The sequence below is a fragment of the Runella sp. genome (assembly GCF_965279615.1).
GTDB lineage: Bacteria > Bacteroidota > Bacteroidia > Cytophagales > Spirosomataceae > Runella.
The window spans coordinates 5,460,794-5,473,210 of the sequence record NZ_OZ257252.1 but is presented as its reverse complement, the minus strand read 5'-3'; the positions used below and the strand labels follow the sequence as shown (position 1 = coordinate 5,473,210).

The window sequence follows — 12,417 nt, the reverse complement described above, 5'->3', positions numbered from 1 at the left end:
CGATGCGACCGAAAAATATAAAAGTAAAAAATGCGAGCTTCGAAATGGTGAATACAAACTGAACCTGAGTCAAAAGTAAATGAACCGATTCTAAATAACAGGATGACGTTTAAATTCTTTGGTGCGGTCAAACAGATAACGGTAGGTGGTGTGTACTTTATGGGGTGTGCCGCCCAGTAATTCCACAAACCGTATCATTTTAGGGTTGAAATCACCGATCCAATTCATTTCGAGTTCGGTATACTGATAGTTTGGTCGCCAAGCCACTTTCGAAGATGCCAACGCAATGGCCGACTCCACACCTCGTCCCTGAAATTCAGGAACAACGCCAAAGATCACTCCAAAAGCTTTATGATTGGTTTTCATAAGTTTATGGTACAAAAATTTTAATTTGCCGATCAAGTCCAGTTTCCCGTTCATATGTTTAAAGATCTGATTCAATTCGGGAAGCATGATAAAAAAAGCAATAGGCTCGTCGGCATAATATCCAAACCACATCAATTCTTCGTCCAGGATCGGCTTCATTCGTTGCATGATTCCGCGTGCTTTGTCGGGCGTCATGTCTTCGGCACCCAGATTTTTTGCCCATGCTTTGTTGTAAACGATTCGAAAATCTTCGGCGTATTTGTCTAAGCGTTTTTTGTCTATGTGTCTGAATTCATAGTTTTCCATGGCCAAAATTCGCTCTGCGCGCTCAAAAAAAACGCGATTGACTCGCTCCATAAATCGCTCTTTGGGCATAAGCAGAAAGAACGTCAATTGTTCAAAATACGTCTGAAAGCCGTAGTTCTCAAAAAAGGTCTTATAATACGGAAAATGATAACCCATTCCATACAACGGTTCTTTATCAAACCCTTGAATCAGGACACCCCAAAAACGATCACGCTCTCCGAAATTGATTGGCCCATCCATTGCCTCCATGCCTCGTTCAGCGAGCCACTTTCTGCAAATATCAAACAATGCAAAGGCTACTTTTTCATCTTCGATACACTCAAAAAAACCCATTCCGCCTGTGGGCTGATCATTGCCTTTGTGCACCGTATTTTGATTAACAAAAGCCGCTACCCGCCCGATGGTCTGCCCGGCATCATCAACCGCGATCCAACGAATGCACTCTCCATATTTGAAGTTTTTATTTTTAGCAGGATTGAATGTATCTTCCACGTCTTTGTCCAACGGACGAATCCAGTAAGCATTGCCTTTGTAAAGACGAACGGGGAGCATTAAAAATTCGCGTTGGCGTTGAGTGTCTTGGCCTACTTCGAGGAGTTGCATAATAGAAATTGAGTCAAATAGAGAAGACTTGGAAAGTCTTTGAGACGGGGTCGCCCAGACTTTCCAAGTCTATAAAGAGGAGCGAAATTATGCGTTTCCGGGAAATTATAGCGTATTCACTTTCACAAAAAACTAACTTTGCACCTTCAAACCACCAATCATTTATCCTCAATGGCCCAAAAACGCCTTGCTATTTTTGCTTCAGGCTCCGGTTCCAACGCCGAAAAGATCGCCGAATACTTCACAGATCATGCTGACATTGAAGTTACCCTCATTCTTTCCAACAATCCTCAAGCGGGCGTAATTGCCCGGGCGCGCCGACTTCATATTCCCGTTGTTTTATTTGACCGAAAAACATTTTACGAAACCAATAAAATAATTGATATACTCCAAAATGAGCACATTGATCTGGTGGTATTAGCGGGTTTTATGATGCTGATTCCCGAAGCAATGGTGCACGCATTTCCTAACAGGATCATTAATATTCACCCGGCATTATTACCAAAATATGGTGGTAAAGGGATGTATGGTCACTTTGTCCATGAAGCCGTCGTTGAGGCTCGGGAACTTGAATCGGGCATTTCGATCCATTATGTCAACGAGCATTATGACGAAGGCGATATTATCTTTCAGGCAACCTGCCCGGTAACCCCCGAAGATACCCCCGAAGAAGTGGCGCGTAAAGTGCAGGTGTTGGAGCATCAGCATTATCCGGAAGTAGTGGAAAAGTTATTAAGCGCGTTAAACAGTTAAAATTCAGGCTGCTTAGGTTTGGAATATCAATAGCATAATTACTATCCAAACAGTAAATAGCGCCGTTTTGGTTAACGGCGCTATTCTACTTAAATCTCCGGTATAGTAAGCTTATCTCTTCGTAATCACCATTTCTACCCGACGGTTTTTCTCGCAGGGGCTTGGTTTACAAACCAATCGTGTATCGCCATAACCTTTGGTTGTAATACGCGCTGAACTAACTCCTCTTCGTATCAGGTATTCACGCACGGCATTGACTCGGTCGCGGGAGAGAATCAGGTTCTTTTCGGAGTCTCCGATTTTATCTGTATGACCTTCCAGACGAATTTCAACGCTCGAATTGGCTTTCAGCCAATCTGCTACGCGATCCAACTCTTTATAGGAACTTTCGAGCAAATCCGACTTAGTCAATTCAAAATAGATATTTTCCATGACTAAAGGCTGATTGACCACCGCCTCATCGTAGCGCGACGGCACTAACGGCTTAGGTTCAGGCTCGGCTTTTTCAACAGGTTTCTCCAATTTTGTTTTTTTGGGTTCCTTAAGCTTAGGTTCTTTTTTAGGTTTAGGTTCTTTTATTTTCTTAGGCTTCGGCTCTTTAACCGGCTTTGGCTCATAGACTTTGGGTTCTGACGTGACGGTCTCCCGTCGTTTCATAACAGTAATAGGTAATTTGATATTAGCCATTACTACCCCCAATGAAACATCCATCCGATTGACGCCCATCACCTGATTTAATTTTACAAAGGAAGTCTCCATCTGAAACAAATTTTGTAAAGGATGATAGTAAGCAATACTGAACTCAATGCCGCTGTTTTTGCCGTATTGCATCCCAATCTCAGGAACGACCTGTATCACGCCTTTCTGAATATTATAGGCTTTGGTACGGTCACCATTGCCCTGCTCTATAAATTCATCTTCCCACGCTTTCAATCCCTGCGGACCGGAGGGCGATTGATCATAAAATAAGGTAGAATAATAACCGCCCAATTGAATGTAGGTGCCGGCCCATTCTTTCATCCAAGTGCGGCGCAACATCAACCCGGTTCTTACGTAATTTACATTCCACACTGTGGCGCTGATATCATAGCCTTTGTAAGAAAACGAAAACGGATGTTCCAATTTAAATACGTGCTGATGCCAAGCCGTACTGAGACCCACTGACCAACGATTGCTTGAGCGACGGTCTTTCCAACGATAGTAAGTTTCGAGTCCCCATAACCCGGTATAATAAGTGTGCTGCTGAACGGTACCGTCTTTGGAAACAAGCTCACCGCGATACGAAGCAATCCAGGCCGCACGGGCGGCGGCCGTACCGCTGACCAAGGCTACTTTCGAGGGAACAATCCCGCCGATGCCTACCATAGGAGCTATGACAAAATCACGCTCACGGGTATAATTTTGTGAACGGGCGTCCATCGAAAAGACTACCCATAAAAAACTAATAATAAAGAGATTCAGGTTGAAAGTTTTCATAGCTGTATAATAAATAACAACGAAATTATACAGCAAGAAGCCGCCTGCCAAACAACAGACGGCTTCTTTACGCTTTACTTATTATACGGCCTTTATCTCTTACAATATAATAAGTTTTGATGTATTTTTCCAATAGACTCGCCGACCGAAATTTCATCCGGCGGCGAGCCAACTGTGATTTTCGGAATACTTAAAAAACATATTTATTTTCTGCAATCATCGCATCTGCAACACGACGACGGGCATTTTTAGTGTTCATGGGCTCGATTTTGGTGAAACGTTTCAATCCCATCAGCATGACGCGCAATTCGTCTCCTTCGGCAAAACCCATAATGGCAGCTTTCCCGGCGCCGGTGATTTTTTCTACGGCTTCGTGCAGGTAGCACATAGCCATATCTTTTTGTAACGCACAAGCCGCTTCGCCTTTGATTCCGATCAGTTTTTCGGTACGTAAGAGAGCCGATTCAGCAGCGTAGATCTCTATCGCCATATCGGCCACATTCATCAGGATTTCCTGCTCATCCGACAGTTTCATCATAAACTTCTGCACTGCCGCACCCGCTACCATCAAAGCTGCTTTTTTCAGGTTTTTGATCACTTTCTTTTCGGCGGCAAACGGCGTTTCATCTTCCGTAAGGCTAAAATCAGGAATAGACATGATTTCTTTGCCTACCGCCATCGCCGGTCCCATCAGGTCTATTTCACCTTTCATGGCACGTTTGAGCAACATATCTACCGTCAGCATGCGATTGATCTCATTGGTACCTTCAAAAATTCGGTTGATACGTGCGTCACGGTAGGCGCGATCCATAGGAGCATCGGCCGAAAAACCCATTCCACCATATACCTGCACACCTTCATCCACTACATAATCAAGCACTTCAGAACCATGTACTTTCATCATGGCGCATTCAATGGCAAATTGCTCCAAGGCTTTCAATTTTGCTTCAGCATCGGTCAGGCCTTTTTCTTTTAAGTCAGCAATAGCATCATCAATGTTCTGACCTGCACGGTAAGAAGCAGATTCGGAAGCATATAATTTTATGGCCATTTCACCCAGTTTGTGCTTGATAGCCCCAAACGTGCTGATAGCAATGCCAAATTGTTTGCGTTCGTTAGCGTATTGAATCGCCTGTGTAACAACCTGTTTCGCTCCACCCACGGCGGCAACGGCCAATTTGATACGACCGATGTTTAGAATATTAACGGCAATCTTAAAACCGTTTCCACGGTCAGAAAGCATGTTTTCAGCGGGCACGTGGCAATCATTGAAGAAGATTTGGCGTGTATCGGAGCCTTTGATACCCATTTTATGTTCGGGCTCGTTCATGGTAATGCCCCCGTAGGTTTTTTCCACGATAAAGGCCGTAAGGTTTTTATCTGTTTTTCCACCCTCATCAATTTTCGCAAAAACAATGAACACATCAGCGAAACCGCCGTTAGTTATCCACATTTTTTGCCCATTCAGGATGTAGCTTTTGCCATCTTCACTCAATACCGCTTTCGTTTTTCCTGAATTGGCATCTGAACCTGAATCAGGTTCAGTAAGGCAGTAAGCGGCTTTCCACTCACCGGAAGCAAGTTTAGGCAGGTATTGTGATTTTTGACTTTCGTTTCCGTAATATAGAATAGGCAATGTTCCGATCCCGGTGTGAGCCGACAGTGCTACCGAAAATGAATTACCTGCACCCGTTGCTTCGGCTACGAGCATCGAAGTATTAAAACTCATTCCAAAACCACCATATTCTTCCGGAACAGCCGTTCCTAAAAGGCCCAATTCGCCGGCTTTGTCCATCAGTGAAGACATTAATTCGGGTGATTTAGCTTTGTCGATTTCTTCTACGCGCGGCCAGATTTCGGTGGCTAAAAAGTCCCGGCACGACTGAGCGATCATCAATTGCTCTTCGGTAAACTCTTCAGGAATAAATACTTGAGAAGCATCAGTGTCTTTGATCAGGAATTCTCCTCCTTTAATACCGGCACGATTTTCTACAGTTGTCATGGTCATTAGGAATTTTAGTATTGTTCTGCTTGCATACAAAATTAGAAGAAACAAAAATAGTATGCAAGCATACTATTAAAAAATTTTATTACTCAAATCATGTTCAAAATAGATTGGCTTTTTTAATTAAAGAACCATTGTCAAGCGTCCGGTATTCAAAATCCGCTATGTAACGTCTAATAATCATTATCTTTGTAAAAAATCCAATGACGATGGAAACAGTACAAAAAACCGAGGAGCAGCTTCGTCGTGAGCGGGCAATAGCTTGGGCAAAGAAATTATTGGAGAGTAAACGAGAGCTTGAGAAAAAAATGGACGAAGATGTTTTGAATAATCCTAAAATCCGTGAATTAGTGAAACAGCTTCGCACTATGTAAGATTGCATTATGCCTCAATATTATACGTTCTACTCTGAAGTTGCAGAATATACTTACTACTTTTTCAAGACAAGTAATGGTATAATTTATGAATTAAGCTTCCGACCAACCCCTTATCTTTTTGACCCAACTTTTCCTTTTGCAGAGAATGTTTACGAGTCAGTAATCAAGGTTTTAGAAAATGGTTCTGATAATTTGGTACCATTCGATAAAAAAGTCAAACGTACCATCGCGGAAATATTCTATCATTTCTTTAATGATAAACGACGAATAATTGTCTATATCTGTGATACAGCTGACGCCCGCCATCAAGCCCGATCTCGTAAGTTTGGGGCTTGGTTTGAAGAATTTAAACATGGACAATTTGTCAAAGTAAATACAACTATTGCGGACTATTCTGATTTAGTGTACTTGAACGCTTTGATTTTACACATTGAGAACCCTTATTTTGTTGAAATTATTGACGCTTTCCGTAAAGTGACGGGAGGCTACTCTGAAGATAAATGACTGAAACACTCACCCTATCGCCCGAAGTACTTGCCAAATACGAGATTGTGATTGGCCTGGAAGTACATTGCCAATTACAGACCAACACCAAAATTTTTGCCGCCGATGCCAATCAATTCGGTAGTGAACCCAATACAAACATCAGCGTGATTACGTTGGCGCATCCCGGAACCTTGCCGAAATTGAATAAAAAAGCGGTTGAATACGCCGTACGTATGGGCTTAGCGTGTGGTTGTGCCATTACACGAAATACGATTTTTGACCGTAAGAATTATTTCTATCCTGACCTACCCAAAGGGTATCAGCTTTCGCAGGATAAATTTCCGATCTGCGTGGGCGGGCAAATTCCTGTGTCGTTTAAAGATAAAAGTGGAAAAACGGTTGAAAAAACGGTGCAGATCCACCATATCCATTTGGAAGAAGATGCCGGAAAATCAGTTCATGATGGTGCATTGGCTGATACATTGCTGGATTATAATCGCGCCGGCACACCACTGATTGAAATGGTGACTGATCCATGCATCGGCTCCGGTGAGGAAGCGGGTGCTTTTTTAACGGCCATTCGGCAATTGGTTCGCTTTATTGATATTTGCGACGGCAATATGGAAGAAGGTTCATTGCGGTGTGACTTAAACGTTTCAGTTCGTCCTAAAGGCACATTGCCTCTGGGGACAAAAGTGGAGGTCAAAAATATGAACTCTATCCGCAATGTGATGAAGGCCGTTGAAACGGAATTCCGTCGACAAGTGACAATGGTCGAAAACGGCGAAATTATCTTACAGGAAACGCGCATGTTTGACCCTGAAACGGGAGAAACATTGGGAATGCGGGTGAAAGAAACCATGAACGACTATCGTTATTTTCCGGAACCTGATCTGGCACCTGTATTTATTTCTGACGAATGGATGGCAAAAATTCAGGGTGAAATGCCGCCATTGCCTCGCCAATTGTTTGAGAAATTTACCACAAAATACAGGCTTTCTGCAGGACACGCGACTACATTAACAGATACAAAAGATGTAGCTTTATACTTCGAAAATTTAGGCGCTGTCGCAGGAAATTACCAAGCAGCTGCCAATTGGGTATTGGGACCTGTCAAAACATATCTTAACGAAAATCCGGATGCGGTGGCCGATCAATTTCCGCTTTCGCCCGCACAGTTGGCCGAAGTCATTAAATTGGTAGAAAGCAATCAGGTAAGTCATACCACGGCTTCGCAGAAATTGTTGCCAATTTTACTTGAAGATCCGACCCAAGACCCGTTGGAAGTGGCCAAGCAAAATAATTGGCTGCAAAACAGCAACGCTGACGCGCTCGAAGGCATTGTAGATGAAGTATTGGCTTCCATGCCCGACAAAGTTCAGGAGTTTAAAAAAGGTAAAAAAGGATTGATGGGGTTGTTTGTGGGCGAAGTAATGAAGAAATCAAAAGGCAGTGCCGACCCCAAAGTAGTTAATCAGTTGTTAGGCAAGAAACTCGGGGCATAGAAGGGATTATAAGAATGGATCAACCGGTATATCCCTACAAAAAATCAGAAGATGTATTGATTTTTGAATTTGAGAGTTATGGTTCAAGCAGAATTTCAAAAAAGAAAATTGTATATTCAAGTTTAGAAGAGTCTCCAAATCTATATAGCCTTTCTCTATTTGAAGTATTGGAAGGTGGACAATTAGATATTTATACGGAAAGTCGTAATAAGGATATGATTAAAATATTGTCTACCGTATTACACACAATTTTCGATTTTTTTGCTGCTTATCCGAACAGTAAGATTATTTTCACCGGTAGTACACAAGAACGTACCCGTTTATACAGAATTGTGATTGGTAAACTTCTTAGAGAGACAACGCTTAAATTTGCAGTAATGGGACTGTCAGAAGAGAGAGGGCTTGAACCCTTCGATACAAATGGGAACTATTCGGGTTATATTGTATCTTTAACTATTTAAAGCAAAAACGCTCATTTATCAGATGGAAACTGTAGTAAAAATAGCTAAATCAAAAAAAGCGCCTCATAAATCAGGACAGTTTGCAAATTTGGAAGAGGCAGTTCAGTATAAGCAATCTGAAATAAAAAAAATATTCAGAGATATTGATTTAAAGGCTATCAGCAAAAAGTAAGCTAAAAAAAACGCGCTTTCTCATGAAAAAAGTAATAGGCTTAGGAGGGATATTTTTTAAATCCAAAGATCCCGTTGCGCTTCGAGAATGGTATAAAACACATTTGGGTATTGCCGCTGAGGAATGGGGCACCCAGTTTTTTCCCAAGCAATTGGAAGAATCCAAGCTGGATGCTTATCAGGTATGGAGTCCTTTCCGCGAAGATACCACATACCTCGCTCCCGGCACACAGCCTTTCATGATCAATTTTATTGTAGAAGACCTCTATGCCCTTTTAGATCAATTACGCATCGAAGGCATTGATATACTTGAAGAACCGCAGGATACCGAATTCGGTAAATTCGGCTGGATTTTAGACCCCGACGGCACCAAAATTGAGCTTTGGCAACCACCACTAAAGAGTTAAGGGCAAAAAATACTAACTTTTGATGGTCAGTCGTTTAGGTTGTATATCTCACGACTGCACCATGAAAAATCTATCTACTTTCGTTATTTTTTTTAGCCTGCTTCAATCGGCTTACGCTACGCACCTTCTTGGCGGTGAGATCCGCACTAAACGCCTCAATACGCAGGGCCTGACGTATGAAATCTCGGTAAATTTGTACATGGACGACATAAATGGTGCTTCGGCTGCCGATGCACAAAGTCAAATAACAATTTGTGTAGGCGAAGGAAATCAAACGCTTGTCATGACGCGAGCGACCAGAAGAAAAGTAAGTTCCGGAGTATCACTAAATACATATTATGCCAATTTTACCTATGCCGCCCCGGGCACTTATACCGTTTCATTAGCTATTGAAAATCGTGGTGGAAATTTTGTTAATTTTAGCTCTGTAAATACTTCCTTTTATATTCAAACTACGTTTGCGGCCAATATTGTTAATGCAACTCCTGTTTTCAATGCGGCCGTTGGCACGCAAACGGCAAGTTTGAAACAAATTTTCAACTACAATGTAAATGCTGTTGATACTGAGGGCGACAGTTTGGTTTATCGCTTGGGCGTTAGTAATCAAGGCGTATCGAACAATTGTACGCGTGAAGGAATCAGAGATTTTAAATATCCCAATGAAATAACAAAAGAGGGCACATTCAGTATCAATGCTGCTACAGGAACCCTCACTTGGAATGCCCCAACCCAAGTAGGGACGTATGCTTTTGTCATTATCGTTGAAGAATGGCGTGATGGAGTCCGCATCAGCGAAACGCAACGGGAGGTAACGGTAAACGTAGAAGATAAAGGTGGTGATCTTGTGATTATTCCTCCATTTGAATACGCCAATAATGGTACGATTACAGCCATAGAAACAAGTCAAAAGGATGAACTGCAAGTATTTCCTTCTCCTGCTCGCAACGTAATCAAGGCGCATTACCACAGCCTAAAATCTGTCAAAGTGATTTTTCAGCTTGTTGATAGCAATGGAAAAGTCGTGGATGAGCACCGGGAAAACGAAAGATTCCTGCTGCACACTCACGACTTTGAGGTCAAACATTTGCCAAGCGGCGTTTATTTTATTCGAACAATTGGCGAAAAGATCGCAACGAAAAAATTCATTAAAGAATAGTCTTCTACGCTTTTTTTACCAAATCCACCAATGTTTCTATCCAAATCGGGCTATCATTGAGGCTTTCAACGAGCTGCCAATGTTTGCCGCCCGCCTGTTCAAATATTTCTTTGTATTCTTCGCCTACTTCGATGGTTGTTTCGAGGCAATCGGCCACAAAAGCGGGAGAGAATGCCAACACGCTTTTAATTCCTTTTGCCGGTAATTCTTTGATTACTTCATCGGTGTAGGGTTTTACCCAAGGATTTTTGCCCAAGCGCGACTGAAAACTGGTAATGTATTTCCCTTCGGGAATATTCAGGGCCTTGACCAATAAGCGCGTCGTTTCGAAGCATTGGGCGCGGTAACAATGCTGATTCATGGCGTTGAGTGTACCGCAACATTCACCGAATCGGCATACTTGCCCGGTCACATCTCCTTTTGTAATTTGGCGTTCGGGCAAGCCATGATAACTAAACAGGAAATAATCGAATTCATGCGTTGCCATGTATTTTTTGGCATTCTGCACAAACCCTTCAATGAATTTTGGATGTCTGACAAATTGATTGACAAAGCGAAGTTCAGGCATTACTTGCCATTTTGTCAATATGCGCATTACTTCTTCATACACAGAACCCGTTGAGGCAGAAGCATATTGCGGAAAGAACGGCACAACAATAATATCGGTCAAGCCCATTTTTTGGAATTCCAACAGTCCAACTTCAATGGCGGGATTTTGATAACGCATGGCCAGCTTAACAACATACGCGTCACCAAGCTCATCCTGCAACAATTTTTCGACCCTTTCGCCGTATATTTTCAAGGGAGAGCCTTCCGGCAACCATAGCTCTTTATAAATTTTGGCTGATTTGGGGGCACGAAAGGGCGCAATGATAAAATTCACCAGCATAAAACGTTGGAGAAAAGGAATATCTATCACGCGTCCATCCATTAGAAATTGACGCAGGTATTTGCGGACGTCCGGGACCGAATAACTATCGGGAGTTCCCAAATTAACAATCAGTACGCCCGTTTTTCCCGGCTTTGCTTGAATAACCGGAAGTGATTCAGAAACAGTTGAAGTCATTTTTTTTGGTGAATACGAAGAGAAAAAGCCATTAACTTTTTCTACAAATTACTGATAATCAATTATCTTTTTGTACTATTTGTTCATGTTCGCCCTTTTAGGCACTTGTAATTTCAATACCAAAACGATACAGCGTTGGGTTTTCAATACGTTCTGAAAACTTAAATCAGAAGAAAAAGTTTTCAGAATGTTGGCTTTCTTTATGCCCAAACTGCCCAATTCCGCTCTCCTTATTAGTATTTTGCAAAGGTAGGATGGAGATTTGAATTAAATGCTATCATAAGGAAAAACGGCAATAGGCTAAAACTACAAACCAACCATTACCTTTGTAGAGAATTTAAGTCCAACGGCAAGATACTATAACAAGAATATACAATCCATGGGATTCAATTTTGACTACCATAAACCTCTCGTTATTTCCGAAATCGGTTGTAACCACATGGGTGATTTTGAAATTGCGAAGGAATTGATCAGATTATCAAAAGAGTGCGGGGCAGATTATGCCAAGTTTCAAAAACGCAACGCCCGTGAATTATTGACGGACGAGCAATACAATTCTCCGCATCCTACGCCCTATAATTCGTACGGAAATACCTACGGCGCACACCGCGAATTTCTGGAATTGACGTGGGAACAACACGCTGATCTTAAAACTTATGCCGAATCCATCGGCATCGGCTATGCCACTTCGGTCTGGGACATGACCTCGGCCCATGAGATCATTGGTCTTAAACCCGATTTTATCAAGGTTCCTTCGGCGTGTAATAACCATTACGAAATGTTGAAACTACTGCGGGATGGCTACAAAGGTGATATTCATATTTCTTCCGGCATGACCACTCTCAGCGAAATCGAAGAGATCGTTGCCTTTTTTGAAGAAACCGGTCAAGCCAAAAATCGCCTCGTTCTTTATAATTGCACTTCAGGTTATCCCGTGCCTTTTAAAGACATTTGTTTGCTTGAGATCAATCGTTTGTACGATAACTACGGCGAACGGGTCAAGGAAATAGGATTTTCGGGCCACCACCTAGGTATCGCTGTCGATATTGCTGCCTATACGCTGGGCGCACGGTGGATCGAGCGCCATTTTACCAAAGACCGCACATGGAAAGGCACCGACCACGCCGCTTCGCTCGAAGTACCTGGCCTACAAAAATTGGTTCGTGACCTGCACCACATGCAACAGGCTTTTACCTATAAAAACAAGGAGATTTTGGACATTGAAGCCGAACAACGCAACAAGCTCAAATACCGCAAAGCCCAAACCATTTAATCATTC

The 12,417-nt window shown here is 42.4% G+C and carries 13 protein-coding genes; 9 read left to right on the top strand and 4 right to left on the bottom strand.

Going from position 1 to position 12,417, the window contains the following annotated elements:
* Positions 1–90 precede the first annotated feature (90 nt).
* Positions 91–1,275, bottom strand: coding sequence for a hypothetical protein (locus tag ACQY73_RS23085; RefSeq protein WP_428655457.1), 1,185 nt, complete (start codon positions 1,273–1,275; stop codon positions 91–93).
* Between the two features lie 171 nt (positions 1,276–1,446).
* Between ACQY73_RS23085 and purN the strand changes: the two genes are divergently transcribed.
* On the top strand, positions 1,447–2,028 hold the full coding sequence (purN, locus tag ACQY73_RS23080; protein ID WP_428655455.1) for a phosphoribosylglycinamide formyltransferase: 582 nt from the start codon (positions 1,447–1,449) through the stop codon (positions 2,026–2,028).
* 111 nt (positions 2,029–2,139) lie between these two features.
* On the opposite strand, the gene ACQY73_RS23075 is transcribed toward purN, so the two are convergent.
* Positions 2,140–3,504 (bottom strand): OmpA family protein, encoded by a 1,365-nt coding sequence (locus tag ACQY73_RS23075; RefSeq protein ID WP_428655453.1) that lies wholly within the window; start codon positions 3,502–3,504, stop codon positions 2,140–2,142.
* A 190-nt stretch (positions 3,505–3,694) separates the two neighbouring features.
* The gene (locus ACQY73_RS23070) at positions 3,695–5,506 is read right to left on the bottom strand and encodes an acyl-CoA dehydrogenase family protein (protein ID WP_428655450.1); all 1,812 of its coding nucleotides are present in this window, start codon (positions 5,504–5,506) and stop codon (positions 3,695–3,697) included.
* Between the two features lie 212 nt (positions 5,507–5,718).
* Here ACQY73_RS23070 and ACQY73_RS23065 point away from each other — a divergent pair, with 212 nt between their 5' ends.
* From ACQY73_RS23065 to ACQY73_RS23035, 7 genes are all read left to right on the top strand, one after another.
* Positions 5,719–5,883, top strand: coding sequence for a hypothetical protein (locus ACQY73_RS23065; protein WP_428655448.1), 165 nt, complete (start codon positions 5,719–5,721; stop codon positions 5,881–5,883).
* Between the two features lie 9 nt (positions 5,884–5,892).
* Positions 5,893–6,390 (top strand): DUF6169 family protein, encoded by a 498-nt coding sequence (locus ACQY73_RS23060; RefSeq protein WP_428655446.1) that lies wholly within the window; start codon positions 5,893–5,895, stop codon positions 6,388–6,390.
* Positions 6,387–7,877: an Asp-tRNA(Asn)/Glu-tRNA(Gln) amidotransferase subunit GatB gene (gene gatB, locus ACQY73_RS23055; RefSeq protein ID WP_428655444.1), complete on the top strand. Its 1,491-nt coding sequence runs from the start codon at positions 6,387–6,389 to the stop codon at positions 7,875–7,877. Before ACQY73_RS23060 ends, gatB begins: the two co-directional genes overlap by 4 nt.
* 14 nt (positions 7,878–7,891) lie before the next feature.
* A complete protein-coding gene (locus tag ACQY73_RS23050; protein ID WP_428655441.1) occupies positions 7,892–8,338 on the top strand; it encodes a DUF6934 family protein in 447 nt (148 codons plus the stop codon).
* 22 nt (positions 8,339–8,360) lie between these two features.
* Positions 8,361–8,510 (top strand): hypothetical protein, encoded by a 150-nt coding sequence (locus ACQY73_RS23045; RefSeq protein ID WP_428655439.1) that lies wholly within the window; start codon positions 8,361–8,363, stop codon positions 8,508–8,510.
* A gap of 22 nt (positions 8,511–8,532) precedes the next feature.
* Complete coding sequence (locus ACQY73_RS23040) at positions 8,533–8,916, top strand: VOC family protein (RefSeq protein ID WP_428655437.1); 384 nt, start codon at positions 8,533–8,535, stop codon at positions 8,914–8,916.
* Positions 8,917–8,977: 61 nt separating this feature from the next.
* On the top strand, positions 8,978–10,072 hold the full coding sequence (locus ACQY73_RS23035; RefSeq protein ID WP_428655435.1) for a T9SS type A sorting domain-containing protein: 1,095 nt from the start codon (positions 8,978–8,980) through the stop codon (positions 10,070–10,072).
* A gap of 4 nt (positions 10,073–10,076) precedes the next feature.
* On the opposite strand, the gene hemH is transcribed toward ACQY73_RS23035, so the two are convergent.
* On the bottom strand, positions 10,077–11,138 hold the full coding sequence (gene hemH / locus ACQY73_RS23030) for a ferrochelatase (RefSeq protein ID WP_428655433.1): 1,062 nt from the start codon (positions 11,136–11,138) through the stop codon (positions 10,077–10,079).
* 379 nt (positions 11,139–11,517) lie between these two features.
* Here hemH and ACQY73_RS23025 point away from each other — a divergent pair, with 379 nt between their 5' ends.
* Complete coding sequence (locus ACQY73_RS23025) at positions 11,518–12,411, top strand: N-acetylneuraminate synthase family protein (protein ID WP_428655431.1); 894 nt, start codon at positions 11,518–11,520, stop codon at positions 12,409–12,411.
* Positions 12,412–12,417: the final 6 nt, after the last annotated feature.

Bases quoted from the DNA above. Each gene is read 5' to 3' on its own strand.
- ACQY73_RS23085 (WP_428655457.1), bottom strand. From the start codon at position 1,275: ATGCAACTCCTCGAAGTAGGCCAAGACACTCAACGCCAACGCGAATTT.
- purN (WP_428655455.1), top strand. From the start codon at position 1,447: ATGGCCCAAAAACGCCTTGCTATTTTTGCTTCAGGCTCCGGTTCCAAC.
- ACQY73_RS23075 (WP_428655453.1), bottom strand. From the start codon at position 3,504: ATGAAAACTTTCAACCTGAATCTCTTTATTATTAGTTTTTTATGGGTA.
- ACQY73_RS23070 (WP_428655450.1), bottom strand. From the start codon at position 5,506: ATGACAACTGTAGAAAATCGTGCCGGTATTAAAGGAGGAGAATTCCTG.
- ACQY73_RS23065 (WP_428655448.1), top strand. From the start codon at position 5,719: ATGGAAACAGTACAAAAAACCGAGGAGCAGCTTCGTCGTGAGCGGGCA.
- ACQY73_RS23060 (WP_428655446.1), top strand. From the start codon at position 5,893: ATGCCTCAATATTATACGTTCTACTCTGAAGTTGCAGAATATACTTAC.
- gatB (WP_428655444.1), top strand. From the start codon at position 6,387: ATGACTGAAACACTCACCCTATCGCCCGAAGTACTTGCCAAATACGAG.
- ACQY73_RS23050 (WP_428655441.1), top strand. From the start codon at position 7,892: ATGGATCAACCGGTATATCCCTACAAAAAATCAGAAGATGTATTGATT.
- ACQY73_RS23045 (WP_428655439.1), top strand. From the start codon at position 8,361: ATGGAAACTGTAGTAAAAATAGCTAAATCAAAAAAAGCGCCTCATAAA.
- ACQY73_RS23040 (WP_428655437.1), top strand. From the start codon at position 8,533: ATGAAAAAAGTAATAGGCTTAGGAGGGATATTTTTTAAATCCAAAGAT.
- ACQY73_RS23035 (WP_428655435.1), top strand. From the start codon at position 8,978: ATGAAAAATCTATCTACTTTCGTTATTTTTTTTAGCCTGCTTCAATCG.
- hemH (WP_428655433.1), bottom strand. From the start codon at position 11,138: ATGACTTCAACTGTTTCTGAATCACTTCCGGTTATTCAAGCAAAGCCG.
- ACQY73_RS23025 (WP_428655431.1), top strand. From the start codon at position 11,518: ATGGGATTCAATTTTGACTACCATAAACCTCTCGTTATTTCCGAAATC.